Genomic DNA, 25,280 nt, shown 5'->3' with positions numbered 1-25,280 from the left:
TGTAAACGCGCGATTGTAGCATTACAAAGCCACACTTAGATAGCTGCGAGGAGGATTCCAGATTATCGCCGCGCGCCATAGTTTGACATACCCGAAGCGAAGATGCATGCGAATACTGTATATTCATTCAGGTTAAATTGTGTCATAATTAGCCGTTTCTGACCGCTGGTTGTCCTTCAAACACACCAGGCAAAAAAGTGTTCCTCCGGGTAAAAGGTGAATGGATTGGATAAGATAGAAGTACGGGGCGCCCGCACCCATAATCTCAAAAACATTAACCTCGTCATCCCTCGCGACAAACTGATTGTCGTCACCGGGCTGTCGGGTTCTGGTAAGTCCTCCCTGGCTTTCGACACACTCTATGCCGAAGGGCAGCGTCGTTACGTTGAATCACTCTCCGCGTATGCGCGTCAGTTTCTGTCGCTGATGGAAAAACCGGACGTTGACCACATTGAAGGTTTATCGCCCGCCATTTCTATTGAACAAAAATCGACATCCCACAACCCGCGTTCCACCGTCGGCACGATCACGGAGATTCACGATTACCTGCGTCTGCTGTTCGCCCGCGTCGGCGAGCCGCGTTGCCCGGACCACGACGTTCCGCTGGCGGCGCAAACCGTGAGCCAGATGGTGGATAACGTGTTGTCGCAACCGGAAGGCAAGCGCCTGATGCTGCTGGCGCCGGTTATCAAAGAGCGTAAAGGTGAACACAGTAAGACGCTGGAGAACCTCGCAAGCCAGGGTTATATCCGCGCAAGGATCGACGGCGAAGTGTGCGATCTCTCCGATCCGCCGAAACTCGAGCTACAAAAGAAACACACCATTGAAGTGGTGATCGACCGTTTTAAAGTGCGCGCTGATCTTGCCCAGCGCCTGGCAGAATCGTTTGAAACCGCACTGGAGCTTTCCGGCGGTACGGCAGTGGTTGCCGATATGGATGAGCCGACCGCCGAAGAGCTGCTGTTTTCCGCCAACTTCGCCTGCCCGATTTGTGGCTACAGCATGCGCGAGCTGGAACCTCGCCTGTTCTCGTTCAACAACCCGGCGGGCGCGTGTCCGACCTGCGACGGTCTGGGCGTGCAGCAATATTTCGATCCCGATCGCGTGATCCAGAACCCGGAGCTGTCGCTGGCCGGCGGCGCGATCCGCGGCTGGGATCGCCGCAACTTTTACTATTTCCAGATGCTGAAATCGCTGGCGGAACACTACAAATTCGACGTGGAAGCGCCATGGGAAAGCCTGAGCGCCAACGTGCAGAAAGTGGTGCTGTTTGGTTCCGGTAAAGAGTCGATTGAGTTCAAATACATGAACGATCGTGGCGACACCTCTGTGCGTCGTCACCCGTTTGAAGGCGTGCTGCATAATATGGAGCGCCGTTACAAAGAGACGGAATCCAGCGCGGTACGTGAGGAGCTGGCGAAGTTCATCAGCAACCGACCGTGCGCCTCCTGCGAAGGGACGCGCCTGCGTCGCGAAGCACGCCATGTGTTTGTTGAAAACACCCCGCTGCCGACCATTTCCGATATGAGCATCGGCCATGCGATGGACTTCTTCAACAATCTGAAACTTTCCGGCCAGCGGGCAAAAATCGCCGAAAAAGTGCTGAAAGAGATTGGCGATCGCCTGAAGTTCCTGGTAAACGTCGGCCTGAACTACCTGACGCTTTCCCGCTCGGCGGAGACGCTCTCTGGCGGCGAAGCGCAGCGCATTCGTCTGGCAAGCCAGATTGGCGCGGGTCTGGTAGGTGTCATGTACGTGCTGGATGAGCCGTCAATTGGCCTGCATCAGCGCGATAACGAACGTCTGCTCGGCACGCTTATCCATCTGCGTAACCTCGGTAACACGGTGATTGTTGTCGAACACGACGAAGACGCCATTCGCGCCGCCGACCATGTGATCGACATCGGCCCTGGCGCGGGCGTACACGGCGGCCAGGTGGTAGCGGAAGGGACGCTGGATGCCATCATGGCGGTGCCGGAATCCCTTACCGGGCAGTACATGAGCGGCAAACGTAAAATTGAGCTGCCGAAACAGCGCGTGAAAGCCGATCCAGAAAAAGTGCTGAAGCTGACTGGCGCGCGCGGTAACAACCTGAAAGATGTGACGCTGACGCTGCCGGTGGGCCTGTTCACCTGTATCACCGGCGTTTCCGGCTCCGGTAAATCGACGCTGATCAACGATACGCTGTTCCCAATCGCCCAGCGTCAGTTGAACGGCGCGACCATCGCCGAACCTGCGCCGTATCGCGATGTGCAGGGGCTGGAGCATTTCGACAAAGTCATTGATATCGACCAGAGCCCGATTGGGCGTACGCCGCGCTCCAACCCGGCCACCTATACTGGCGTCTTTACGCCAGTGCGCGAGCTGTTTGCCGGTGTGCCGGAGTCCCGCTCGCGCGGTTACACACCGGGGCGCTTCAGTTTTAACGTGCGCGGCGGTCGCTGCGAAGCGTGCCAGGGTGATGGCGTCATTAAGGTTGAAATGCACTTTCTGCCGGATATTTACGTGCCTTGCGACCAGTGCAAAGGCAAGCGCTACAACCGTGAAACGCTGGAGATCAAATACAAAGGCAAGACTATCCATGAAGTGCTGGATATGACTATCGAAGAAGCACGCGAGTTCTTCGATGCTGTTCCGGCGCTGGCGCGTAAGCTACAAACGCTGATGGATGTTGGCCTGACCTATATTCGTCTTGGACAGTCGGCGACGACGCTTTCCGGCGGTGAAGCCCAGCGCGTGAAGCTGGCGCGCGAGCTGTCGAAACGCGGCACCGGCCAGACGCTCTATATCCTCGATGAACCAACCACTGGCCTGCACTTTGCTGATATCCAGCAGTTGCTGGACGTGCTGCATCAGTTACGGGATCAGGGCAACACCATTGTGGTGATTGAGCACAACCTGGACGTGATTAAAACGGCGGACTGGATTGTCGATCTCGGCCCGGAAGGCGGCAGCGGCGGCGGCGAGATCCTGGTCTCCGGCACGCCGGAAACGGTCGCCGAATGCGAAGCCTCTCATACGGCGCGCTTCCTCAAACCGATGCTGAAGTAATTACACGGAGAGTTGCTGCCGGACCTGTTCCGGCACCAACTCAATCGCCTGCTGATACGACGCATCCACCAGGTAGTAAATCTGCGAATCCGGTAACGAACCATCCAGGTAAACGGTGCTCCAGTGCGCTTTATTTAAATGGCGGCTGGGGCGCACATCTTCATGCTGCTGGCGCAGCAAATCCGCCAGTTCTGGGCTCGTTTTCAACGACGCTGCCGGCCGGCCTTCCACCTCTTTCACCATCACAAACAGCACATCCGCAACTTTGATTTGTGTTGCTTTCCAGTCGCTGTGCACGCTCTGTTCAGCGCCAGGCTTCGCCATGCAATATTGCAGTAACTCGGAAATTGTCACTTTTGCTTCTCCTTGTCATGTCGTGGTGGGGTATCGCGATCGGCATAAATACATCATTAAAGCGTAGTGTATGGATAAAAAAATCGTGGGTCGTTACAAAACCTGACGATTAACACAACCTAAACAGAATTGAGAAGGCTGGAACCTTTTGTGTTTTAGAGTGACAAATAGTTACAACCAGAAAGTAACAGTTATTTTTTCATTTTTTTCAAATAGATAAAAGCAGCACACTGATGTGCAATTGATTACGGATTAAAGAGAAAACTCCCGGAGATGCCTGATGAGCATATTACATGGCGAGAAGAAAACCGTCCTTGTCGCTGAAGATGATAGTGATATTGCTGGTGTTATTATTGCTTACCTTGAACGCGACAAGTTCGCGGTGATTCATGCCCCTGATGGTGAAAAAGCGGTCATGATGGCCGAAAAATACCAGCCTGATTTTATTATTCTGGATATCAAGATACCGAAAAAGGATGGCTGGCAAGTATTGATGGAGCTGCGCCAGAAAACCGATACCCCGATTATGATGCTGACCGCATCAGGCGCCGATACGGATAAAGTTCTGGCATTAAAAACGGGCGCTGATGATTATGTAGTAAAACCGTTCAACCCCGAGGAATTAGTCGCCAGGGTGCATGTTATTTTAAAAAGAAGCCAACAATATCATGCGCGAGAAAATCTAAAACTGTATAAAACCAGAAACATTGAAATAAATAAAATAACGCATCAGGTATACGTTGGTCCGAAGAAAATGGATTTATCTACAGACTTAACCTCTACAGAGTTTAAGATATTGATGCATTTAATTCGCTACCCGCAGCGCATCTTTACGCGTGAAGAAATTATGAATTCTTGCATGCCAGAGGGAAACGCCTGCGATCGTACCGTAGATAGCCATGTCAGCAAATTAAGAAAGAAGATCCAGCAGGCGGGCATCGTCAATGTGCCGGAGTGCGTACGCGGCTTCGGCTATCGGTTAGGAGATTGATGTAGCCTAACAGGCTCCCGGCGGGGGATAACCACCGCCGGGAGCCTTCATTAAAACAGCGTCCTGCCCAACGGCAGAATGTCGCACCACTGTTTTTTATAGCTCCAGTAATCTTTATAGACTCCGAGAGAAAATTTAAATTTCTTATCTTTCGCGAGACATAATTCTTTTGCTTTGCAGATATTCACCCACAACAAAATACTGCCCAGATTAAATTCAGGATAGTTCTGAGAATACCCACCATTAATATCATCGAAATAAAAATAGCCATCGCACTCGGCCATAAAAATGATATCAAACGCGCAGGGGCGACCATGCATAAACAACACCGCGCCAAAGAGTAAATGTCGCAATGCGGCAAATGTTCTGATTAAGTCATCACGCGCAAAACAGTAAATTTTACCCTGCCAGCGCTGCCTGAACACGTCGATATATATGTCGGCCAGTTCACTATCCGAAAAGTCATCAACCCACCGAACTTCACCGCCACAGGCAAGAAACTTTTTCATTTCGCCGTTGCGTTTTTTCTGTGACGCTTTCGACAGGCTCTCTTTGACGTAGCAGATCTTGTTTTTTAAATAACCGCTGAATAAAGCATTGAGAAAATCGGATTGATGATGTGGAGATAACCGCTTGGTAACAGCAGGTAAATACCCCACTTTTTTCGTTTCCAGCGGCAGTATGATGTCATCGAAAACAAAGGGATAACGCCGGTCCTGTAGCGATAACGCCCCATTCACTGCGTAACACGCGCCAACATAAACCTGCTGGCGACGAATAGCGTAAAAATCCAGCTTCGCCCCCGTTTCAGCACTTAAAAATTGCAGCACATCCGGATGTGTACAGACAGAACCGCCACGTTGTTGCCAGACCATTTTGTAGGTGGCGAAATCGCACGGTTCCCAACCGTACAGCCACGCGAAAACATTCCGTAAAACCATAACTACCCCGTGTTATCAGACGCACCCACACGTCTTTATGCAGGCTTATAAACGGGGTATATGGAGGTTTGATGGAGCGACTACTCTCCCTGCAGCGTGGCGATGATTTTGCGCGAGCCGCCGTGAATACGGTGCTCGCCAAGCCAAATTCCCTGCCACGTACCCAGCACTACGCGCCCTTTTTGCACGGGTAACAGCAGCGAAACGCCAAGCGTGGAAGATTTGATATGCGACGGCATATCATCCGGCCCTTCGTAATCATGCTCATACGGCGCGTTGTCCGGCACGGCTTGCAGGAAATGCTGCTCCATATCGTGGCGCACGGTGGGATCGCAATTTTCGTTCAGGGTGAGCGAAGCAGAGGTATGTTGCAGCAACAAGTGCAGCAAACCAACGTTAATGCGGGAGATATCGCGAAGTTGCCCAAGCACCTCGTCCGTCACCAGATGAAATCCGCGCGACTTCGCGCCAAGCGTAAGGGTTTGTTGATACCACATGCACATCTCCTGTCAGCAAAATGAACTCTTGTCAGTGTGGCAGCAGGCTGCGAAACAGGAAAGCCGGGGCTAATATTCGGAGTTCACAATCACTTCCTCACCCAACGCACCCGCCTGCGGTAAAGGGCGATAGGTCGAGTTTGAAGCGCGTAGCACGCGAATTGGCCGGGCTTCGCTTTCGCGCGCGGCGGTGATATCGCTGTCTGAATCGCCATAGAAGATGCGGATTTTATTGGCCTTCAGCCACTGGGTTTTGCTGTTCTGGCCAGGCTTATCACCGGCGAAAATCACCGGGTTCATATTGGCCGCAGGAATAAGAAAATCGTCCTGTAACGTTTTACTAACCGTTTCTGTTTTTGTCGGGCTACGTCCGGTGATGAAAAAGATGGTGTCACCGCGCTTTACATGCATCGCAATCAGATGGCGGGCCACTTCTTTCGGAATACTGAAGTCGTCCCAGCCGTTGTTCATCTTTTCCCAAAACGCCGGGTTTTGCAGAAAGGCATCGCTATCCGGCGACCAGGTTTTTTTACCGCGCCAGAAACCGGGGCTGGAAAACAGCACCGTGTCGTCAATATCAAACCCGACCGCCATTGGCGGGCGTTCGATCAGAGAATTTTCGATTTGCGCCACGGAAACCCAGTGAACGGGCGCCTGTTCGGCGAGTCTGGCAACGTTGGTGCCTTCAGATACCGGCGTGGGCGCCGAAGCGTAAACCGCGCTGCCAAACGTCATCCACAGGCAGACCGCGCCGAGCGCGCGTATGAACTTTCGCATATTTATCCCTAAATTATCAGTTCGTTATATTTTATAAATGGTGCGAATGGTCAAAATGTTACCAGACCATACCCTGTGAAGCCGGTGAAAAAAAGTATTTTTTGCAGATTATTCAGAGAATAAGCGAATATTGAGGCATAAATAATCCCCTGCCAGAACGCAGGGGACGGGCAAAGGTAAGTGGGCGCTTACATTACTGCGGCGAATGCTTGCGCCACGCGGTGCACGTTGCGGCTATTCAAACCGGCAACGCACATCCGCCCGCTGGCGATGAGATAAACGCCAAACTCTTCACGCAGACGATCGACCTGCGCCGCGCTCAGGCCGGTATAACTGAACATACCGCGCTGTTTAAGCAGATAATCGAAATTACCGCCCGGTACCGCCTCTTTCAGCACGGTGACCAGTTCCTGGCGCATCGCCAGAATGCGCGTACGCATGGCTTCCACTTCCGCCAGCCAGGAGGCTTTCAGACCGGCGTCGCCAAGCACTGTTGCGACCAGTTGTGCGCCAAAATTCGGCGGGCTGGAGTAGTTACGGCGCACGCTGGCTTTGAGCTGCCCCAGCACGCGGCTGGCGGCGTCCGCATCGTCACACACCACGGAAAGCCCGCCAACGCGCTCGCCATACAGCGAGAAAATTTTCGAAAATGAGTTGCTGACCAGCGCAGGCAGCCCGGCGTGGGCAACCGCGCGGATGGCATAAGCATCGTCTTCCATTCCGGCACCAAAACCCTGATAGGCGATGTCGAGGAACGGGATCAGATTGCGCGCTTGCAACACCTCAACCACCTGGTCCCACTGCGCGTGAGTCAGATCCGCTCCGGTTGGGTTATGACAGCAGGGATGCAGCAGCACAATGCTCTGGGCGGCCAGGGTGTTCAGTTTTTCCAGAAATGCTTCAAAACGCACGTCGTTAGTCGCGCTGTCGTACCAGGGGTAAGTACTCACTACGAAGCCAGCGCCTTCAAAAATAGCGACATGATTTTCCCAGGTCGGGTCACTGACCCACACACCGGAATCTGGAAAGTAACGTTTCAGAAAATCTGCGCCGACTTTCAGCGCACCGGAGCCGCCTAATGTCTGGATGGTGGCAACGCGGTTTTGCGCCAGTACCGGGTGTTCTGCACCGAACAGCAGCGGAGCGATCGCGTTGCGATAGCTATTGAGCCCTTCCATCGGCAGATAAACTGACGCACCGTGCGGCTGCGCATTCAGGCGCGCTTCGGCTTCGGCGACCGCCTGCAAACGCGGAATAATGCCATCTTCGTTGTAGTAAAGCCCGATACTGAGATTGACCTTGTCGCTGCGGGGATCTTCTTTAAAGCGCTCCATTAACGACAGAATCGGGTCGCCGGCGTAGGCGTCAACTTTCTGAAACACGCGTGTACTCTCCAGGTTTACAGTAGGCAAGAACCACCACAATAAACCGGAAGCGGAGGAAGATCGAGAGCAGCAACCGCGGTGATAAAAAATAAGCGATTTAGCCGCGCAGCGCGGCAAGTATTTGCGCCACACGCTCGCTTACCGAACCACGTACACGCAGAAAGGGAATGCCGCGTTGCGTCAGCTGTTCGTTGTACCAGGCCTGCTGGCGCTGGCGGAAGGTTTCATCCTGGCGGGTGCCGTCCTGCACAAACGGGAAATCGTCGTCGCACAGCACCACGAGGTGATAATGCCGCTGCGCCAGTGCATAGAGCGCATCCGGCGCGTGACCAAACATCGCCAGCGTATAAAACAACGTTGTTAGCGGCGAGGTGTCGCATACCAGCCACTGTCGGGCATCGGCGGCATCTTCACGCTGTACCTGCGTTTGTGCAATCGCCAGCATATCGTCATAAACCAGTTCACCGCCCTTTTCGTCCCAGCGCTCGCGGCCATATTCCGCCACATACGCCGTCTCCAGTGCCTGCGCCAGTGCGATGCTCAGCGTGCTTTTGCCGGTCGATTCGCCACCCAGCAGGCAGATGCGCTGAACGAAATCCCGGTAAACAACAGGCGCTAACATCTGCCGCCAGCGGTGAACATCACTGCGAATCAGTGTGCCGGAAGGGGCTTGCTCTCCTTGCTCACGCTGCAAACGGACATGTACGACGGGGCTGGCGAAGCGTTCGCTGAGTACGCGGGCAAAGCCGTCGCCGTACTCTTCAGCGGTAAAAACCGCCTGCGGTTGGCTGTGCAGTACCTGCAAACAGATATCGGCCATATAGTGGCGATGCAGATCGCCGTCGGCCTCGTTATGCGGTGGCGCACTCAAGCCATAATCAGCAAGACACTGGGGGATGAGAACCAGAATGTCGCATTGCGGAAAACGCGCACGAAGCCAGCGTTCACGCTTTTCCGGCTCGCATCCAGGCAACTCTGGCACAGAGTAGCTGACGATCCACAGGCGTTCGCACTGTTCCAGCGCGGCGTTAATCAATCGTTCGTGGCCGCAGTGTAACGGCGCAAATTTACCGACGATCAACCCGCTGGCAAAGCGTTTCATCGCGCGGCCATCGCTTTGCGCCATTGATACAGACCATGCCAGGCGTTACACCAGAAGACAAGATATAACCCGGCGGTAAGCCAGAGATCGCGGGCGGCATACAGCGGCACGGCAATGGTGTTAACCAGCAGCCAGAAATACCAGCTTTCGAGCCTGCGCCCCATCAGCATAAATTGCGCGAGCACGCTGAAAACCATAATGGCGGAGTCCAGCCACGGCGACCACGCGTTGGTAAAGCGGTGCAACAGCCAGGCGTAACACCCGGCGACAACCAGCGCGCCCGCTAACATCAGCAACAAATGGTTAAGCGGCGTTTTACGCACCGCCAGTTCGCTGCCGTGGTTGCCTTTCAGCCAGTTGATCCACCCGGCAATACTGCTGGCGATAAAGAACAGTTGCAGCGTGACATCGGCGTAGAGCTGTACGGAGTAGAACACCCAGCCATACAGCACGCAGCCAATAATCCCCGTCCACCAGGTGTGCATATTATTGCGCGCGGCAAGCCATACAGAGAGGGCATAAGCCAGGCAGGCGGCGATTTCCATTGGCGACAAGGCGCAATCCTTTTAGTCGATGTATTTTAAAGTCGCCCGCGAAGTCAGGCGCGTGATAAGTTCGTAAGCACTCACTTTTGTTGCTTCAGCAATGCGTTCAACGGGTAAACCTTCGCCCCACAGCACCACTTCATCACCGGCTTTGTCTTGCGCATCCGGGCCGAGATCAACGCAAATCATATCCATCGCCACACGACCAACAATCGGCACTTCGCGACCATTAACCAGCACCGGCGTGCCGGAAGGCGCGGCGCGTGGATAGCCATCGCCATAACCCATCGCCACCACGCCTAAACGCGTGTCGCGCGTGCTTTCCCACGTGCCGCCATAGCCCACCGCATCGCCCGCTTTATGCTCGCGCACGGCGATCAGTTGCGAAGTCAGCGTCATGACTGGCTGAAAACCGAAATCGGCACCCCACGGTTTATGATCGAGCGGCGAAACACCGTACAAAATAATGCCAGGGCGAACCCAGTCGAAGTGCGATTGCGGCCACAGCAGCGTACCGCCGGAAGCGGCAATGGAACGCAGACCAGGTTTGCCGTCAGTAAAGGTGGTGAAGATATCAAGCTGGCGCTCTGTTGCGCCGCATTCCGGTTCGTCGGCGCGGGCAAAATGGCTGGCAACGTTAACTGGCTGGCGCACATTTTTGCACTGTGACAAGCGCGCATAAAACGCCTCAGCCTCGTGCGGATGTACGCCCAGGCGGTGCATACCGGTATCGAGCTTCATCCACACGGTCACCGGCGCTTTCAGCGTTGCGGTTTCCAGCGCTTCCAGCTGTTCAAGGCTATGAATAACCGTGTGAAGCTGGTGTTCAGCGACCAATGGCAGATCGCTGGCGGCGAAGAAACCTTCCAGCAACAAAATCGGTTGTGTGATGCCGCCCGCGCGTAATTGCAGGGCTTCTTCAAGACGGGAGACACCGAAAGCATCGGCATCGGGGAGCGTTCGCGCGGTCTCGAGAAGACCGTGTCCATAGGCGTTCGCTTTCACGACCGCAACCACGCGGCTGGCGGGAGCCAGTTCACGCAGGCGTTGCAGATTGTGTCGCAGAGCGCGGCGGTTAACTACTACGGTTGCCGCTTGCATTTACATTACCCTATCAAGCAATCGTCAACATCATTCGTCTACAGGAAGACGACAAGTCCGTCGATCCCGGCGGTTTGGTATAAACCAGGCGACCGGGATCCGCGGACGCGGTCAACGTCCCTGGAATGCGAAGGATGAAGAGGATTTATTCGTCGTCGTATTGTGGCCCTGCATAATTATCAAAGCGCGACCACTGCCCGTTAAATGTCAGACGCACGGTACCAATTGGGCCGTTACGCTGTTTACCAATAATGATTTCTGCAATGCCTTTTAAGTCACTGTTTTCGTGATAAACCTCGTCACGATAAATAAACATGATCAGGTCGGCGTCCTGCTCGATGGAGCCGGATTCACGCAAGTCGGAGTTTACCGGACGTTTGTCGGCGCGCTGCTCCAGCGAGCGGTTAAGCTGCGACAGCGCCACCACCGGCACCTGTAACTCTTTCGCCAGCGCTTTTAGCGAGCGGGAGATTTCGGCGATTTCCAGCGTACGGTTATCCGACAACGACGGCACACGCATCAGTTGCAGGTAGTCGATCATGATAAGCCCAATGCCGCCATGCTCGCGAGCGATGCGCCGCGCACGGGAACGGACTTCCGTCGGCGTCAGGCCGGAAGAGTCATCAATATAGATGTTGCGTTTTTCCAGCAGGATGCCCATGGTGCCGGAGATGCGCGCCCAGTCTTCATCGTCCAGTTGGCCGGTACGAATACGCGTCTGATCGACACGCGAAAGGGAGGCCAGCGAACGCATCATGATCTGTTCGGAGGGCATCTCCAGACTGAAGATTAATACCGGTTTATCCTGCAACATCGCCGCGTTTTCGACGAGGTTCATCGCAAATGTCGTTTTACCCATCGACGGACGCGCGGCAACGATAATCAAATCCGACGGCTGTAAACCTGCCGTTTTCTTATTAAGATCGTCATAACCTGTGTTAACACCGGTGACACCGTCGTGCGGCTGCTGGAAAAGCTGTTCGATGCGCGAAACGGTCGCTTCAAGCACATCGGCGATGTTTTTCGGGCCTTCGTCTTTATTTGCGCGGCTTTCGGCGATTTTGAAAACGCGGGATTCGGCAAGGTCGAGCAGATCTTCGCTGCTGCGCCCCTGCGGATCAAAACCGGCGTTGGCGATTTCATTCGCCACCGAAATCATTTCACGAACTACCGCACGTTCACGCACGATATCGGCATAGGCACTGATGTTCGCTGCACTTGGCGTATTTTTCGAGAGCTCAGCCAGGTAAGCAAAGCCGCCAACAATGTCCAGTTGCCCCTGCAGCTCCAGCGATTCCGCAAGCGTTATCAGATCGATGGGTTTGCCCATCTCCTGCAGGCGGTGCATCTCGGTAAAAATATGGCGGTGCGGGCGCGTATAAAAATCATCCGCCACGACGCGTTCGGCGACATCATCCCAACGCTCGTTATCCAGCATTAAACCGCCCAACACCGACTGCTCCGCTTCAATAGAATGCGGAGGCACTTTCATCCCCTCGAGCTGTACGTCGCGGGTTTCAGTCTGTTTGTTGAAGGGTTTATTTCCTGCCATAGTGAATGGAGCTATCCGGGTAATGAATGGGTTGAGAGATTATCACATCAGGAGGAAGCATGGCGACGAGAATAGAATTTCAAAAGCATGGTGGGCCTGAGGTGCTTAAAGCGGTTGAGTTCACCCCCGCAGCGCCAGCGGAAAACGAAGTGCAGGTAGAAAATAAAGCCATTGGCATCAACTATATCGATACCTATATCCGTAGCGGATTATATCCGCCGCCAGCGTTACCAAGCGGGCTGGGCACCGAAGCGGCAGGCGTGGTAAGCAAAGTGGGCAGCGGCGTCACGCAGGTGAAAGTGGGCGATCGCGTGGTGTATGCGCAATCGGGCCTGGGTGCGTATAGCTCGGTGCATAACGTTTTGGCGGATAAAGTCGCGGTGCTGCCGAACGCGATCTCCTTCGAACAAGCTGCGGCGTCATTCCTGAAGGGTCTGACGGTGTTTTATCTGCTGCGCAAAACCTACGAAATCAAGCCAGATGAAATGTTCCTGTTCCATGCTGCCGCCGGTGGTGTCGGGTTGATTGCCTGCCAGTGGGCAAAAGCTCTTGGCGCGAAACTGATTGGCACCGTGGGTTCCGCGCAAAAAGCGCAGCGCGCGTTACAGGCCGGTGCCTGGCAGGTGATCAACTACAGCGAAGAGAATGTGGTGGAACGTGTCAAAGAACTCACCGGCGGTAAAAAGGTGGCGGTGGTGTACGACTCGGTGGGGAAAGACACCTGGGAGACGTCGCTTGATTGTCTGCGCCGTCGCGGGCTGATGGTCAGTTTCGGTAACGCTTCCGGCCCGGTGACCGGCGTGAATCTGGGTATTCTTAACCAGAAAGGCTCACTCTACGCCACGCGCCCTTCCCTCAATGGCTATGTCACTAACCGGGAAGAGTTGCAGGAAGCCAGTAACGAGCTGTTTTCGCTGATTGCCAGCGGGGTTATCAAAGTGGATGTGGCCGAGAGCCAGAAGTTCGCGCTGCACGATGCACAGCGGGCGCATGAAGTACTGGAGAGTCGGGCGACGCAGGGCTCCAGTCTGTTGATCCCTTAAGCTAATCGCCTGAAAGAATTAGGGCTTCCCATGGGAAGCCCTTTCTTTTTTAGTTCGGCTGCATTGTAGGGTACAGCGCGATGAATTCGTTAACGTCGCGATAGTGACAGATTTAATAAGTAAATCCTATTCGGTTCTAAGCAATGTACCGGGAAAAGTCTTCGGTATGTGACGAACCACGCAATACTTTAGTAACGCCACGGTCATTGCGTTGATAACGTGGGATCTTCGGTTCTTTCACGGCACGGATAATCCAGACAACGGCGACGGCCAGCAGCAGCCATGGCAATAGCTTGATCATCAACGCGAAAAGCCCGCCTAGGAACATAACAGCCGTTGCCACCAGCAGCGCCGCGATGATGCCCAGCAGCGAAACGCCGGTCACCAGCAACATGATAAAAAAGCCCACGATAAACAGTAATTCCAGCATGATGGATCTCCCAAAGAGGTAACTCCCCGGTTATTACAAGAACCATGCCAGGAAAAATTAGCTTATTTATCAATGAAAAAGCTCCGCAGCAGAAGGCGGAGCTTAGTGAATTTGACTATCTTTTAGTGAAACTTTAACGCTTTGAGGCCACTAGGTTGAGCGCGTGTTCCACTACCGCGATATCCGCACCGGCTTTATGCGCATTTTCACTCAGATAACGACGCCACTGACGCGCGCCGGGAACGCCCTGAAACAACCCCAGCATATGCCGCGTGATATGCCCGAGATACGCGCTCTGGCTCAGCTCGCGCTCAATGTAGGGATACATCGCGCGCACCACGGCGACCGGATCGGCATCCGCCACGTCTGCGCCAAAGATCTCGCGGTCAACAGACGCCAGTATGCCAGGGTTCTGATACGCTTCACGACCGACCATCACGCCATCCATATGTTCCAGATGCGCTTTGGCTTCTTCCAGCGATTTGATACCGCCGTTAATGGCCATTTTCAGGTGCGGAAAATCACGCTTCAACTGATACACACGCGGGTAGTCCAGCGGCGGGATTTCCCGGTTCTCTTTTGGGCTTAACCCCGAAAGCCACGCTTTGCGCGCATGGATGATAAAGCTTTCGCACTCGCCTTTTCCGGCCACGGTGCCAATAAAATCGCAGAGAAATTCGTAGCTGTCCTGATCGTCAATGCCAATACGCGTTTTGACGGTGACCGGAATCGACACCACATCACGCATCGCTTTAATGCAATCCGCCACCAGTTGCGCTTCGCCCATCAGGCACGCGCCGAAACGACCATTCTGCACTCGATCGGACGGACACCCGACGTTGAGGTTAATTTCATCATACCCGCGCGCTTCGGCCAGCTTTGCACAATGGGCAAGCTGCGCCGGATCGCTGCCGCCGAGCTGCAACGCGACCGGATGTTCTTCTTCGCTGTACGCCAGGTAATCCCCCTTGCCATGAATGATGGCACCGGTGGTGACCATTTCGGTGTAGAGCAACGTCTGGCGCGACAGCAGACGCAAAAAGTAGCGGCAATGTCTGTCCGTCCAGTCGAGCATCGGCGCCACGCTAAACCGGCCATTCCAGTGTTGAGTGGAATTGAGCGTCGTTGCGTTGGTTTGATGGGGGTTTGTCATTTCAGGGTTACCGTGCATTTTGGACAGTTAAAAAGGTTTGTCGTATCTGATTTCCACTCAGGTCCGGCAATCGCCAGCGTCTGAAATAGCGGGGCATCATTCTAGCATAGAGGAAGCACGTAAACCCGCAGACACAATGCATGGTCAGCATCTGTTATGGATATATGCCCGGGGTCGCCTTGTACAAAACGGAACCACTACCTAACATTTTTGGTAGGCATAGGAAATGTTCATTAATAGCGAAAGCTATTTATAACCGTAACAGGTCAAAGGGAGTTAAGGAAAATGACTAAACCGTATGTACGTCTTGATAAAAACAATGCCGCTGTGTTGCTCGTCGATCATCAAACGGGCTTGCTATCACTGGTCCGGGATCTCGATCCGGATAAATTCAAAAACAACGTGCTGGCGCTGGCCGACCTCGCTACATATTTTAAGCTACCCACCATTCTGACAACCAGCTTCGAGACTGGCCCGAATGGCCCTCTCATGCCGGAACTGCAAACACAATTGCCTGCGGCGCCCTACATTGCTCGTCCTGGTAATATCAACGCCTGGGATAACGAGGATTTTGTGAAAGCCGTAAAAGCAACGGGTAAGAAGCAGTTGATTATTGCGGGAGTCGTAACGGAAGTTTGCGTGGCATTTCCGGCGTTATCTGCCCTGGAAGAGGGCTTCGAGGTGTTTGTCGTCACCGATGCGTCAGGTACATTTAATGAAATTACCCGTCATTCAGCATGGAACCGTATGTCGCAGGCCGGGGCGCAGTTGATGACCTGGTTTGGTGTTGCCTGCGAGTTACACCGCGACTGGCGTAACGATATTGAAGGGTTGGGCAATCTTTTCTGTACTCATATTCCTGATTACGGCAATTTGATGACCAGCTATGCCAAGATGAGCAATATTTAATTCCACTGCCTGGCTTAATCATCTGATTTATAAGCCATAAAAAAACCGGAGGCATCAAGCCTCCGGCCAGAACATCTTAGAATGTGACGCTTAGCTGTGCGCCTGCGCCCCAGGTTTCATCTTCACCAACCAGACCCATCAAATCGACATGGACACGGTTAAACGGTGCAAAACCGACACCGCCTGTGAAGACGTTTTTATCATCACCTTTCACATCCGCGCGGTAACCGGCCCGCACCGCCAGCCAGCTAAGCGGGCGAACTTCCGCACCAACGCCCACGTACTGTGAGTTTTTCTCGCTCTTAAAGCCTTTGGTTTCGGTTAAATCCCCATCGGCGCTTAATGTCACCAGCTCATTATGCCAGGCCGCGCCAGCCGTCACTACCGGGCTAATCTGGTAGGTGTCTTTGTAATTGGTGACCACACCGGTTCTACCATTGCGAATTCGAATATTCTGTGTATCGATATCGCGCGAGATAAGGTTGGTGCCGGTTAAGCCCACAGTGATGCTTTCACTAAGATCTGCCGCAGCACCGACATCGATGTTAAAGCCTGTGTCATCGGTACGATAACGGCTGTCTCTCAGGTCGCTGCTCTTATAGTCATAAATAGACGCGGTGTAGTTGTAGACCCACGTTTTTTGCAGCTTCGGCGTCACGCCAAAGGATAACGGCACGCCAGCGACTTCAAACTGGCGCGCCATGGCGATACCAAAGTCAGAGACGATTGCCGCACGACCAGCAGCGGTAGAGTTAAGGTTTTTGGTGATCTCTTCGCTACCGTTTGGCGAGACAACCGCCCGCAGCGCTTCGCTCAAAGCAATGCCGTCGTTGTTCTGAATGCCGCGCAGGTAATCAATATCTTGTTGATCGATATTCGAGCTGACACGGGCGTGGGCGTAGGCTTTGGTAACAAAGGCCAGCGAAAGCACATCATTGGGAATACTAACGGCAAGCCCGGCAGCGGCTTTGGCCTGCGCGGTTTTGCCTTTCAGGAACACCAGTTCGTCAGCCAAATCTTTCGCCGCCCCCTGGAACTGATTTAATGTACCAATCGGGTTAGCAATGATCTGTGCGGCGGTCAGGTTATCGACCACATCCTTGTAACCATCAATTTTGTCATTGATGTTATCGATTTCATCGCGAAGGTTATCTTTGTCGGTAATTTGCGCCTGCACGCTCGGCAGGATAATCGTGACGTCATCTTCCGGTTTGGCTTTCGCCAGCAGCGCCGGGTTGATGAGTGCCCCACTACCATAATTTGCCGATGCAACACCGGTTCCTCCCATTGCATCGTTACGTGCTTCTGCCCAGGTATTGGCTGCTCCTGCCTGATTTGCTGCAAAGAAGGAGACAGCGATAGCGACCACTGAAAGTTTACGTTTTTTATTCACAATATGTGTCTCGTAGCCAGATGAGTTTTTTTAAGCCTGTTTATTTTAAAAGAAACAGGAATTCACTATTGCTGCGAACAACGACCAAAAAAGAAGCTAAATCATGTGAACGTACAGGATATATATGAACGTTATAGTTATTGAGGAAACTCTCAATATTTATAGAAGAGGAAATTCGTTTCGGGAAGGAAAGTGAGAAAAGGAGTTTACGGGCGGCGATCTCGGCGTTTTGGGCAGGACATGGTAAAGTGTGGGTTTCTGTTCCCACCACCCCGAGGGCGCCAATGGATAAGACCACTTCGCAAGAGATGTTAGTGCAGGCTGAAAAGCTGTGCGCGCAGCGCAATGTGCGCCTGACTCCCCAGCGCCTTGAAGTGTTGCGATTACTGAGCCTGCAACAAGGGGCGATCAGCGCGTATGATTTGCTCGACCTGCTGCGCGAGAGCGAACCGCAAGCAAAACCGCCGACAGTTTACCGCGCGCTTGATTTCCTGCTGGAGCAAGGCTTTGTCCACAAGGTTGAGTCCACCAACAGTTACGTGCTGTGCCACCTTTTTGATCAGCCGACGCATACTTCTGCGATGTTTATTTGCGACCGCTGCGGTTCGGTGAAAGAAGAGCAGGCCGAAGGTGTGGAAGATATTATGCATGCGCTGGCGGCGAAAATGGGTTTTGCCCTGCGTCATAATGTGATTGAAGCCCATGGCCTGTGTGCGGCCTGCGTGGAAGTGGAAGCCTGCCGCCATCACGATCACTGCCACCATGACCATAGCGTCCCGCTAAAGAAAAAACCGCGATAATGGTTTCCCGTCTTTTATCAGTTCTTTATTACCTGCAACACAACCCGCCAGGTTTCGCATTTTAATGGCGGCGAGCAAGCGCATGCTGCGGGAGCCCTGGGTCGGGCGAACTGTTGGTAAAACGAGCTAGACAGAGGGATGCGATAAGAGCACAAAATCAGGAAGTTTGTGCGCAAAACAATGTAGTTAGAGTTAATAAATATGGAATCTGGAGGGGTGGTACATCCTTGTACCTTCGGGCAGGGTAGCCTTCAGAGGGTTAACACATTTGAGGGGATGTGCTGGCTACCAACGGTAATCATTACGCGTTTCCCAGTCCGTCACTTCTTTTTCCGCCTGATCTTTTGCGTAACCGTAACGTTCCTGGATTTTACCCACCAACTGATCACGTTTACCTTCAATGATAGTCATATCATCGTCGGTGAGTTTGCCCCATTTCTCTTTCACTGTGCCTTTAAACTGTTTCCAGTTACCGCCGACTTCGTCTTTATTCATCATGGACTCCTTATCGTTCGGTTATAAAATGACGTTCTCACCGTGCTGAACGTACTGATTATTGTAGTCAGGGATTCGGCATTATGCATTTTATTCGGAATCTTTAACCATTTAACAAGATAAAAGCAGCGTAAACGAGACGAGAAAATCGGAGCACTACCTTAGAAAATAAAGCGCTATCAGGAAGGATCGCTGGCAGCAAACCAACTATTGTTACGCCAGTGACGGCGCCATATTAGCGCCAGCGTCAGCCCACGCAGAGCAAGGAATACAGCAAGTGACAGCCACAAACCGTGATTGCCCAAAACAGGCACGGTGAGTAGCGTAGCGGCAAACCCCGCCGCCGCCACTGCCATACTGTTACGCATTTCGGCCGCGCGCGTGGCACCGACAAACATACCGTCCAGCAGATAACACCACACCCCCACTAACGGTAAGATAACCTGCCAAATCAGATAATGTCCGGCAAGCTGTTGCAGCGCGGGTAACGATGTTAACAGCCCGATAATTTGCTGACCCGCCACTGCATACACAACGGCAAAGAACAGCGCCACCAGACCGGCCTGCCGGCAGGCAGCACGCCAGATATGCATCAATTGACTGCCGTCTCTGGCACCGTAAGCCTGCCCGGAGTGCGCCTCAACCGCATACGCGAAACCATCCAGCGCATAGGCGGTAAAGGTTAAAAACATCATCAGCACCGCATTTGCCGCCACCGTCTCATCCCCGAGCCGGGCACCAAACACCGTTATCGAACCAAAGCAGAGTTGCAGCAGCAGCGAACGCAACATGATATCGCGGTTCAGCGCCAGCAAACGCCGTACGCCGCCGCGCCATGCATTTTTCAGCGTCAGCAATGAAATGCCGCGCATTACCAGTACGTGTCGCACCATCCATAAACCAATAGAGAAGGTGGCGTATTCTGCAATGACCGTGGCAAGTGCCGCACCTTGCACATTCATATGCAGCCCCATGACCAGCCACACATCGAGCACGATGTTGAGCAGATTCCCCACCACCAGCAATATCACCGGTGCACGCGCATACTGCACGCCGAGCAACCAACCGAGCAACACCAGATTGCCCAGCGAAGCGGGCGCACTCAACCAGCGAATATCCAGGAACCGTCGCGCCTGTTCCAGCACCGCCTCGCTACCGCCAGTGATATGCAGCGCCAGGTCGATAAGCGGCGTGCGCAACAGGGTAATCAACACGCCGGCCCCAAGAGCCAGCAGCAAAGGCTGGACTAACGCACGCGCCAGCGCGGGCGCATTTTTCGCGCCGAACGCCTGAGCTGTCAGCCCGGTGGTGCTCATGCGCAAAAAGAGCAGCAGCATAAAGAGAAAACTGGTCGCCGTTGCGCCAATCGCCACACCACCCAGGTAAACCGGGCTGTCCAGATGCCCCACTACCGCCGTATCCACCAGCCCCAGTAATGGGACAGTGATATTTGAGAAGATCATCGGCAGCGCAAGCCGCCAGAGCGCTTTGTCAGATGCGGTTAGCAGTGGCATGGTTTGAATATGAAATTTAATGAGGGAAAAGAGGAGATCGCTGCGGAACCTGAACCCGTCCCGCAGCAAAGCGAATGTGCGTTACAACCACGCGCCATTACGAATAACACCGACCGCCAGCCCTTCGATGGTGAAGTTTTGATCGCGAAGATCGACAACGATCGGGGAAAACTCGCTGTTTTCCGGCAACAGTTCGACGGTGTTACCCTGCTTTTTCAAACGCTTGACGGTCACTTCGTCTTCAATGCGCGCTACAACGACCTGGCCGTTACGCACATCCTGCGTTTTATGCACCGCCAGCAGATCGCCATCCATAATGCCAATGTCACGCATCGACATACCGCTAACGCGCAGCAGGAAATCCGCATGAGGTTTAAAGAGACTCGGATCGACCTGGTAATGGCCTTCGATATGCTGCTGAGCCAGCAGCGGCTCACCCGCAGCGACGCGACCAATCAGCGGTAAGCCGATATCATCCTCTTCTTCTTCAAGCAGCAGACGAAGGCCGCGTGATGCGCCAGATACGATTTCGATAACCCCTTTGCGCGCCAGCGCTTTGAGGTGTTCTTCCGCCGCATTTGGGGAACGGAACCCCAATTGTTGTGCGATTTCCGCACGCGTTGGTGGCATACCGGTTTGAGTGATGCGATCGCGAATAAGATCGAACACCTCTTGCTGCCTGGCCGTTAATGCTTTCATCCCGCCCCCTGGGTGTATATACAGTTATGCTGTGAGTATATACAGCTAAAGGCGATTTTGGAACCAAATTTAAGCAAAAAACCAGGGCGTTATCGAATTCTGGAAGCGTTATCGAAAATGTGACCACAGTAATGCGATCCAGGTAAACAGCGCCAGCAGGATGGACATCAGCACCGCCGCCGACCCCATATCCTTCGCCCGCCCGGAAAGTTCATGGAATTCCGAACCAATTCGATCTACCACGGCTTCGATGGCACTGTTCAGAATTTCGACAATCATTACCAGCGTCACAGAACCAATCAGCAGTACGCGCGTCATTGTGTCAATATCGAGCCAGCAAGCGATTATAATTGCCAGGATAACCGCAACGGACTCCTGACGAAATGCCGCTTCATTAATCCAGGCAGCGCGAACGCCTTTCCAGGAGTATCCAGCGGCTTTAATGATCCGGGTGAAACCGGTGGTATTATTAGCCATTTAAAAGAACCTTTTTATTAAATTGGCGTCAATGTCTCAGCAAGCGCGCAGCGGTACAACAGAAATTATGTGCGCTTTCTGATATTCTTGCGGCGCAATGGCACTATTAACCAGAGGCTTTACATCCTTTATGTCCGGCTGGCCACGAATTTACTACAAATTACTGAATTTACCATTAAGCGTGCTGGTAAAAAGTAAATCGATTCCCGCAGAACCTGCACAGGAACTGGGTCTCGATACATCACGCCCCATCATGTACGTGCTGCCTTATAACTCAAAGGCAGATTTACTGACTTTACGCGCGCAGTGTCTGGCGCATGAGTTGCCCGATCCGCTGGAACCGCTGGAAATCGACGGCGCGTTGCTGCCGCGTTTCGTGTTTATCCACGGTGGGCCGCGCGTGTTCACTTATTACGCGCCAAAAGAAGAGTCGATCAAGCTGTTCCACGACTACCTGGATCTACACCGCAGCCATCCCGATTTGGATGTGCAAATGGTGCCGGTATCGGTGATGTTTGGCCGTTCGCCCGGACGTGAAAAAGGCGAAATTAATCCGCCGCTGCGCATGCTGAACGGCATCCAGAAATTCTTTGCTGTTTCCTGGCTTGGCCGCGACAGCTTTGTGCGTTTTTCACCGCCGGTTTCGCTGCGCCGTATGGCGACGGAGCACGGCACCGATAAAATTATCGCGCAAAAACTGGCGCGCGTGGCGCGTATGCACTTTGCCCGCCAGCGTCTGGCCGCAGTAGGCCCACGTCTGCCGGCGCGTCAGGATTTGTTTAACAAATTGCTCTCTTCTAAAGCGATTGCCCGCGCGGTCGAAGATGAAGCGCGCAGCAAAAAAATCTCCCATGATAAAGCGCAGCAAAACGCCATCGCGCTGATGGAAGAGATCGCCGCGAATTTCTCCTACGAGATGATCCGCCTGACCGACCGCATTCTGGGTTTTACCTGGAACCGTCTCTATCAGGGCATCAATGTGCATAATGCAGAGCGCGTACGCCAGCTGGCGCACGACGGTCACGAAATTGTCTATGTGCCCTGCCATCGTAGCCATATGGACTACCTGCTGCTTTCCTATGTGCTCTATCACCAGGGGCTGGTGCCGCCGCATATCGCTGCCGGTATCAACCTGAATTTCTGGCCCGCCGGGCCTATTTTCCGCCGCCTGGGCGCTTTCTTCATTCGCCGCACCTTTAAAGGCAACAAGCTCTATTCCACCGTGTTCCGCGAATATCTGGGTGAGCTGTTCAGCCGCGGTTATTCGGTAGAGTACTTCGTTGAGGGCGGGCGTTCGCGCACCGGGCGTTTGCTGGATCCGAAAACCGGTACGCTGTCGATGACCATTCAGGCGATGCTGCGCGGCGGTACGCGCCCCATCACGCTGGTGCCGATTTACATCGGGTATGAACACGTGATGGAAGTGGGCACTTACGCCAAAGAGCTGCGTGGCGCGACAAAAGAGAAAGAGAGCCTGTTGCAGATGCTGCGTGGTTTAAGCAAGCTGCGTAACCTCGGTCAGGGCTATGTGAACTTCGGCGAACCCATTCCGCTAATGAACTACCTGAACCACCATGTTCCGGAGTGGCGCGAAGCCATCGATCCCATTGAATCCATTCGTCCGGCGTGGTTAACACCAACGGTGAACACCATTGCCGCTGATCTGATGGTGCGCATCAACAACGCCGGTGCGGCTAACGCCATGAACCTGTGCTGTACGGCGCTGCTGGCTTCCCGCCAGCGTTCGCTGACCCGCGAGCAACTGACCGAGCAGTTAAGCTGCTATCTCGAGCTGATGCGCAACGTGCCTTATTCGCCGGATTCGACCACCCCGTCGGCCAACGCCAGCGAGCTTATCGACCACGCGCTGCAGATGAACAAGTTCGAAGTCGAAAAAGACACCATCGGCGATATCATCATTCTGCCGCGTGAGCAGGCGGTGTTGATGACGTACTACCGCAACAACATTGCGCATATGCTGATGCTGCCGTCGCTGCTGGCGGCGATTGTCACCCAGCACCGCGCGATCTCCCGTAGCGAGATCCTGCGCCACGTCGAGTTACTTTACCCGATGCTGAAAGCCGAGCTGTTCCTGCGCTGGGAAAAAGCGGAGCTGGCGCAAGTGCTGGAGAACTTGACGCAGGAGCTGCTGCGCCAGGGCTTGTTGACGGTGAAAGACGATCGTCTGAGCATCAATCCGGCGCACTCCCGCACCTTGCAACTGCTGGCGGCAGGCGCGCGAGAAACCTTACAGCGTTATGCCATCACTTTCTGGCTGCTGAGCGCCAATCCGGCGATGAACCGCAGCACGCTGGAAAAAGAGAGCCGCACGCTGGCGCAGCGCCTGTCGGTGCTGCACGGTATCAACGCACCGGAGTTCTTCGACAAAGCGGTGTTCAGTACGCTGGTGCTGACGCTACGCGATGAAGGTTATATCAGCGATACCGGCGATGCGGATCCGGCGCGTACCTTAAACGTGTACCAGATGCTGGCGGACTTGATAACGTCGGATGTGCGTCTGACGATTGAGAGCGCGACGCAAGCAGAAGCGTGAGGGTAAATGTTCCCCTCTCTTGCCAGAGAGGGGAAAAAACTCAAGGCAAATGCAGGTAGCTTAACGCCAGCCCTAAAAACAGCACCAGCCCCACATAGTTATTGTTCATAAACGCTTTAAAACAGGCATCACGGTCACGCCCGGCAATCAACTTTTGCTGGTAAACAAACAGCGCACCGGCGATCAGCACCGTCCCGTAGTAGGTCCAGCCCAGCCCATTCAGCCAGCCAATCGACGCCATCAGCACCAGCACTGCCACCTGCAAAATGCCGATAATCAGCTTGTCGAAACGACCAAACAGAATTGCCGTCGACTTGATGCCAATCTTCACATCGTCGTCACGGTCAACCATCGCATACTGTGTGTCATACGCGACCGCCCACAGGATATTGGCGAGAAACATAATCCAGCAGCTCAGCGGTACAGATTCACTCACGGCTGCAAACGCCATCGGAATCGACCAGCCGAACGCCGCGCCGAGCACCACCTGCGGCAGATGCGTATAGCGCTTCATAAACGGGTAAACCCACGCCAGCGCCAGCGCCGCGACGGAGAGCAAAATGGTCATGACATTTAGCGTCAGCACCAGCGCGAAGGCCAGCAGCACCAGCACCACAAACAGCACGCGCGCTTCATTTTCCGTTACCGCGCCGCTTGGCAACGGGCGATTTGCCGTGCGTTTAACATGACCGTCGAATTTACGATCCGCATAGTCATTGACGACACAACCGGCAGCGCGCATCAGCCAGACGCCCGCGACAAAAACCAGCAAAATCCACAGCGGCGGCACGCCCGGCGTCGCCACCCACAGCGCCCACAGCGTTGGCCACAGCAGCAGCAAAGCGCCAATTGGTTTGTCCGTACGCATAAGCCTGTGAAAGGCCAACAGCTTATTCTGCGTGAGACTCCACTCCATTTTCTTTTCCTCTTAGTACAGCGGCGATGCAGGCAAAAACAGTTCGGTCAGCATCAGCGGTTTCCCGCCCAGACGCAGACGGGAACGGCGTCCCCAGAGCTGCTCATGACGACCAATTTCAATAAAGTCACGCGTAAGCGTAGATGAGGTAAAGAGATATCGCCCAAGCGGCGTTTTACCCAGGGTTTGCAGCGCCAGTTCCGGACCGCTCAGCGTAGATTCCGGCACCACGGTGCGTCCGGCGAGCCAGGGTTCCCCGTCGGCGCAGAGAATAATTTCCCGCAACCAGTAACGATCCTCCTTCGGCAGACTGTCGCGTTCTTCGGCGATCTCATCCACCGTCACAAAGCCTTCCCGAATCAGCGTAACGCTGACCGTCTTGCCTTGTTGCTCAAAACGTTTGGTCATTGAATCTTCCAGCAACAGCCACTCGAGCAGTTGCGGTTCAAGCGCGGGAATTGCGTCTACGTAGCGCAGCGCTCGCAGTTGCGTAAGCGCAGGGTGTGACATGCCTTACTCTCCGGTACATAACGTAGCGTTATTGTATCGCAGAACCGGCGCACGGGGCGGGGAAACTTCATTCAGTTTTCATCAGCGCAAC

Annotated in this window: 24 protein-coding genes; 6 read left to right on the top strand and 18 right to left on the bottom strand. The window is 53.9% G+C overall.

Features of this window, described 5'->3' with window-relative positions:
* Positions 1-225 precede the first annotated feature (225 nt).
* The gene (gene uvrA / locus O3S68_RS20360; protein WP_020456130.1) at positions 226-3,051 is read left to right on the top strand and encodes an excinuclease ABC subunit UvrA; all 2,826 of its coding nucleotides are present in this window, start codon (positions 226-228) and stop codon (positions 3,049-3,051) included.
* On the opposite strand, the gene O3S68_RS20355 is transcribed toward uvrA, so the two are convergent.
* Positions 3,052-3,405 (bottom strand): MmcQ/YjbR family DNA-binding protein, encoded by a 354-nt coding sequence (locus O3S68_RS20355; protein ID WP_020456129.1) that lies wholly within the window; start codon positions 3,403-3,405, stop codon positions 3,052-3,054.
* A gap of 280 nt (positions 3,406-3,685) precedes the next feature.
* Here O3S68_RS20355 and O3S68_RS20350 point away from each other — a divergent pair, with 280 nt between their 5' ends.
* Positions 3,686-4,396: a response regulator gene (locus tag O3S68_RS20350; protein WP_269232346.1), complete on the top strand. Its 711-nt coding sequence runs from the start codon at positions 3,686-3,688 to the stop codon at positions 4,394-4,396.
* A gap of 50 nt (positions 4,397-4,446) precedes the next feature.
* Here O3S68_RS20350 and O3S68_RS20345 read toward each other — a convergent pair whose 3' ends face one another.
* The 8 genes from O3S68_RS20345 to dnaB form a co-directional block, all read right to left on the bottom strand.
* On the bottom strand, positions 4,447-5,337 hold the full coding sequence (locus O3S68_RS20345) for a GNAT family N-acetyltransferase (RefSeq protein WP_269232345.1): 891 nt from the start codon (positions 5,335-5,337) through the stop codon (positions 4,447-4,449).
* Positions 5,338-5,417: 80 nt separating this feature from the next.
* Positions 5,418-5,834, bottom strand: coding sequence for a secondary thiamine-phosphate synthase enzyme YjbQ (locus tag O3S68_RS20340; protein WP_020456126.1), 417 nt, complete (start codon positions 5,832-5,834; stop codon positions 5,418-5,420).
* A gap of 69 nt (positions 5,835-5,903) precedes the next feature.
* On the bottom strand, positions 5,904-6,611 hold the full coding sequence (gene aphA / locus O3S68_RS20335) for an acid phosphatase AphA (protein ID WP_269232344.1): 708 nt from the start codon (positions 6,609-6,611) through the stop codon (positions 5,904-5,906).
* A gap of 188 nt (positions 6,612-6,799) precedes the next feature.
* Positions 6,800-7,993: an aromatic amino acid transaminase gene (gene tyrB, locus O3S68_RS20330; protein WP_269232343.1), complete on the bottom strand. Its 1,194-nt coding sequence runs from the start codon at positions 7,991-7,993 to the stop codon at positions 6,800-6,802.
* 100 nt (positions 7,994-8,093) lie between these two features.
* Positions 8,094-9,122 carry an AAA family ATPase gene (locus tag O3S68_RS20325; RefSeq protein WP_442913184.1) on the bottom strand — a complete coding sequence of 343 codons (1,029 nt, stop codon included), beginning with the start codon at positions 9,120-9,122 and terminating at the stop codon, positions 8,094-8,096.
* Positions 9,095-9,652 (bottom strand): nicotinamide riboside transporter PnuC, encoded by a 558-nt coding sequence (gene pnuC / locus O3S68_RS20320; protein WP_025263765.1) that lies wholly within the window; start codon positions 9,650-9,652, stop codon positions 9,095-9,097. Before pnuC ends, O3S68_RS20325 begins: the two co-directional genes overlap by 28 nt.
* 12 nt (positions 9,653-9,664) lie before the next feature.
* Positions 9,665-10,744, bottom strand: coding sequence for an alanine racemase (gene alr / locus O3S68_RS20315; RefSeq protein WP_097406555.1), 1,080 nt, complete (start codon positions 10,742-10,744; stop codon positions 9,665-9,667).
* A 145-nt stretch (positions 10,745-10,889) separates the two neighbouring features.
* Positions 10,890-12,296 (bottom strand): replicative DNA helicase, encoded by a 1,407-nt coding sequence (dnaB, locus tag O3S68_RS20310; RefSeq protein ID WP_017459445.1) that lies wholly within the window; start codon positions 12,294-12,296, stop codon positions 10,890-10,892.
* Between the two features lie 59 nt (positions 12,297-12,355).
* On the opposite strand from dnaB, the gene O3S68_RS20305 reads away from it, so the two are divergent.
* On the top strand, positions 12,356-13,339 hold the full coding sequence (locus tag O3S68_RS20305) for a quinone oxidoreductase (protein WP_020456120.1): 984 nt from the start codon (positions 12,356-12,358) through the stop codon (positions 13,337-13,339).
* 136 nt (positions 13,340-13,475) lie between these two features.
* On the opposite strand, the gene pspG is transcribed toward O3S68_RS20305, so the two are convergent.
* Positions 13,476-13,769 carry an envelope stress response protein PspG gene (gene pspG / locus O3S68_RS20300; protein WP_269232342.1) on the bottom strand — a complete coding sequence of 98 codons (294 nt, stop codon included), beginning with the start codon at positions 13,767-13,769 and terminating at the stop codon, positions 13,476-13,478.
* 133 nt (positions 13,770-13,902) lie between these two features.
* Complete coding sequence (dusA, locus tag O3S68_RS20295; RefSeq protein ID WP_269232341.1) at positions 13,903-14,940, bottom strand: tRNA dihydrouridine(20/20a) synthase DusA; 1,038 nt, start codon at positions 14,938-14,940, stop codon at positions 13,903-13,905.
* A 267-nt stretch (positions 14,941-15,207) separates the two neighbouring features.
* Between dusA and ycaC the strand changes: the two genes are divergently transcribed.
* A complete protein-coding gene (gene ycaC, locus O3S68_RS20290; protein ID WP_020456117.1) occupies positions 15,208-15,831 on the top strand; it encodes an isochorismate family cysteine hydrolase YcaC in 624 nt (207 codons plus the stop codon).
* A 76-nt stretch (positions 15,832-15,907) separates the two neighbouring features.
* On the opposite strand, the gene traF is transcribed toward ycaC, so the two are convergent.
* On the bottom strand, positions 15,908-17,224 hold the full coding sequence (gene traF, locus O3S68_RS20285) for a conjugal transfer protein TraF (protein WP_269232340.1): 1,317 nt from the start codon (positions 17,222-17,224) through the stop codon (positions 15,908-15,910).
* A gap of 284 nt (positions 17,225-17,508) precedes the next feature.
* Here traF and zur point away from each other — a divergent pair, with 284 nt between their 5' ends.
* On the top strand, positions 17,509-18,024 hold the full coding sequence (gene zur, locus O3S68_RS20280) for a zinc uptake transcriptional repressor Zur (RefSeq protein WP_020456115.1): 516 nt from the start codon (positions 17,509-17,511) through the stop codon (positions 18,022-18,024).
* 285 nt (positions 18,025-18,309) lie between these two features.
* On the opposite strand, the gene O3S68_RS20275 is transcribed toward zur, so the two are convergent.
* From O3S68_RS20275 to O3S68_RS20260, 4 genes are all read right to left on the bottom strand, one after another.
* Positions 18,310-18,519, bottom strand: coding sequence for a CsbD family protein (locus O3S68_RS20275; RefSeq protein WP_007372427.1), 210 nt, complete (start codon positions 18,517-18,519; stop codon positions 18,310-18,312).
* 179 nt (positions 18,520-18,698) lie between these two features.
* The gene (dinF, locus tag O3S68_RS20270) at positions 18,699-20,033 is read right to left on the bottom strand and encodes an MATE family efflux transporter DinF (protein WP_269232339.1); all 1,335 of its coding nucleotides are present in this window, start codon (positions 20,031-20,033) and stop codon (positions 18,699-18,701) included.
* Positions 20,034-20,114: 81 nt separating this feature from the next.
* Positions 20,115-20,732 (bottom strand): transcriptional repressor LexA, encoded by a 618-nt coding sequence (gene lexA, locus O3S68_RS20265; protein WP_017459437.1) that lies wholly within the window; start codon positions 20,730-20,732, stop codon positions 20,115-20,117.
* A gap of 108 nt (positions 20,733-20,840) precedes the next feature.
* The gene (locus tag O3S68_RS20260; RefSeq protein ID WP_020456113.1) at positions 20,841-21,209 is read right to left on the bottom strand and encodes a diacylglycerol kinase; all 369 of its coding nucleotides are present in this window, start codon (positions 21,207-21,209) and stop codon (positions 20,841-20,843) included.
* A 130-nt stretch (positions 21,210-21,339) separates the two neighbouring features.
* Between O3S68_RS20260 and plsB the strand changes: the two genes are divergently transcribed.
* The gene (plsB, locus tag O3S68_RS20255; RefSeq protein WP_269232338.1) at positions 21,340-23,763 is read left to right on the top strand and encodes a glycerol-3-phosphate 1-O-acyltransferase PlsB; all 2,424 of its coding nucleotides are present in this window, start codon (positions 21,340-21,342) and stop codon (positions 23,761-23,763) included.
* 40 nt (positions 23,764-23,803) lie between these two features.
* Here plsB and ubiA read toward each other — a convergent pair whose 3' ends face one another.
* Both ubiA and ubiC read right to left on the bottom strand, forming a co-directional pair.
* On the bottom strand, positions 23,804-24,679 hold the full coding sequence (ubiA, locus tag O3S68_RS20250) for a 4-hydroxybenzoate octaprenyltransferase (protein WP_160271357.1): 876 nt from the start codon (positions 24,677-24,679) through the stop codon (positions 23,804-23,806).
* 12 nt (positions 24,680-24,691) lie between these two features.
* Entirely contained in the window at positions 24,692-25,189 is a 498-nt protein-coding gene (gene ubiC, locus O3S68_RS20245; protein WP_017459433.1) for a chorismate lyase, read from the bottom strand.
* Positions 25,190-25,280 lie beyond the last annotated feature (91 nt).

It is taken from the genome of Kosakonia sp. SOY2, from assembly GCF_027109175.1.
GTDB lineage: Bacteria > Pseudomonadota > Gammaproteobacteria > Enterobacterales > Enterobacteriaceae > Kosakonia.
The sequence above is the reverse complement of the archived record's forward strand: the minus strand, read 5'-3'. Positions and strand labels throughout refer to the sequence as shown.

Bases quoted from the DNA above. Each gene is read 5' to 3' on its own strand.
- O3S68_RS20350 (WP_269232346.1), top strand. From the start codon at position 3,686: ATGAGCATATTACATGGCGAGAAGAAAACCGTCCTTGTCGCTGAAGAT.
- O3S68_RS20345 (WP_269232345.1), bottom strand. From the start codon at position 5,337: ATGGTTTTACGGAATGTTTTCGCGTGGCTGTACGGTTGGGAACCGTGC.
- O3S68_RS20340 (WP_020456126.1), bottom strand. From the start codon at position 5,834: ATGTGGTATCAACAAACCCTTACGCTTGGCGCGAAGTCGCGCGGATTT.
- aphA (WP_269232344.1), bottom strand. From the start codon at position 6,611: ATGCGAAAGTTCATACGCGCGCTCGGCGCGGTCTGCCTGTGGATGACG.
- O3S68_RS20325 (WP_442913184.1), bottom strand. From the start codon at position 9,122: ATGGCGCAAAGCGATGGCCGCGCGATGAAACGCTTTGCCAGCGGGTTG.
- alr (WP_097406555.1), bottom strand. From the start codon at position 10,744: ATGCAAGCGGCAACCGTAGTAGTTAACCGCCGCGCTCTGCGACACAAT.
- dnaB (WP_017459445.1), bottom strand. From the start codon at position 12,296: ATGGCAGGAAATAAACCCTTCAACAAACAGACTGAAACCCGCGACGTA.
- O3S68_RS20305 (WP_020456120.1), top strand. From the start codon at position 12,356: ATGGCGACGAGAATAGAATTTCAAAAGCATGGTGGGCCTGAGGTGCTT.
- pspG (WP_269232342.1), bottom strand. From the start codon at position 13,769: ATGCTGGAATTACTGTTTATCGTGGGCTTTTTTATCATGTTGCTGGTG.
- dusA (WP_269232341.1), bottom strand. From the start codon at position 14,940: ATGCACGGTAACCCTGAAATGACAAACCCCCATCAAACCAACGCAACG.
- ycaC (WP_020456117.1), top strand. From the start codon at position 15,208: ATGACTAAACCGTATGTACGTCTTGATAAAAACAATGCCGCTGTGTTG.
- zur (WP_020456115.1), top strand. From the start codon at position 17,509: ATGGATAAGACCACTTCGCAAGAGATGTTAGTGCAGGCTGAAAAGCTG.
- O3S68_RS20275 (WP_007372427.1), bottom strand. From the start codon at position 18,519: ATGAATAAAGACGAAGTCGGCGGTAACTGGAAACAGTTTAAAGGCACA.
- dinF (WP_269232339.1), bottom strand. From the start codon at position 20,033: ATGCCACTGCTAACCGCATCTGACAAAGCGCTCTGGCGGCTTGCGCTG.
- lexA (WP_017459437.1), bottom strand. From the start codon at position 20,732: ATGAAAGCATTAACGGCCAGGCAGCAAGAGGTGTTCGATCTTATTCGC.
- O3S68_RS20260 (WP_020456113.1), bottom strand. From the start codon at position 21,209: ATGGCTAATAATACCACCGGTTTCACCCGGATCATTAAAGCCGCTGGA.
- plsB (WP_269232338.1), top strand. From the start codon at position 21,340: ATGTCCGGCTGGCCACGAATTTACTACAAATTACTGAATTTACCATTA.
- ubiA (WP_160271357.1), bottom strand. From the start codon at position 24,679: ATGGAGTGGAGTCTCACGCAGAATAAGCTGTTGGCCTTTCACAGGCTT.
- ubiC (WP_017459433.1), bottom strand. From the start codon at position 25,189: ATGTCACACCCTGCGCTTACGCAACTGCGAGCGCTGCGCTACGTAGAC.